We start from the raw sequence: 593 nt of genomic DNA, 5'->3' as shown, positions 1-593 counted from the left end.
AATAAAATCGAATATGTAACAAAGTATTTTGCGTTTGTTCAAAGCGTGAAAAAGAGCCTAGCATGAGGGCTAGCTAGGGCTTACTTTTGCCATGTAATGCTAAGCGCTGCAGCTTTTCTTTTAATGAAGGAGGAGCAGAATCGGCGATCGCATTCAAATAATCAGCCGTTTGCTCACTCATTTTAAGAGAGTTAGTCGCTTGGCTATCTGTCGCTTTAGGACGATTACTTAATCGTTGAGTTGCTTGTGGATTGGCGGTAATTTTTATTTGTCCAAGCTCTGCCATACCTGCGGCTCTAAAATGAGACTGCATATCCATTTTTAAATAATTAAGCCTAAGAGCAATAGGAGCTGAAACAGCTTCTATCATCAGTGTGCCGTCACGATAATTACTTACTCGACATTTATCGCCTAGCTTAGGCCCTAAAAAATCGCGTAACAGTTGTTGCTGTGTATCCAATGCTTGGCTTTTTCCCGCATAGGCTGCTAAACGGTTGTTTAGCCCGGCCATAATGTCGGTTAATGGTTTTGGCGCATATCTATCTTTAGCCATATCACACCTTAAAAACCTCAAAGGAAAGTTTGCTTAAATT

The 593-nt window shown here is 40.8% G+C and carries 1 protein-coding gene; it reads right to left on the bottom strand.

The features are described from left to right. Positions 1–73 precede the first annotated feature (73 nt). Complete coding sequence (locus tag CWB77_RS17945; protein WP_054202561.1) at positions 74–553, bottom strand: DciA family protein; 480 nt, start codon at positions 551–553, stop codon at positions 74–76. Between the last annotated feature and the right edge of the window lie 40 nt (positions 554–593).

It is taken from the genome of Pseudoalteromonas sp. S1610 (assembly GCF_005887465.1).
In the GTDB taxonomy this organism is placed as follows: Bacteria; Pseudomonadota; Gammaproteobacteria; order Enterobacterales; family Alteromonadaceae; genus Pseudoalteromonas; species Pseudoalteromonas undina.
The sequence above is the reverse complement of the archived record's forward strand: the minus strand, read 5'-3'. Positions and strand labels throughout refer to the sequence as shown.

Bases quoted from the DNA above. Each gene is read 5' to 3' on its own strand.
- CWB77_RS17945 (WP_054202561.1), bottom strand. From the start codon at position 553: ATGGCTAAAGATAGATATGCGCCAAAACCATTAACCGACATTATGGCC.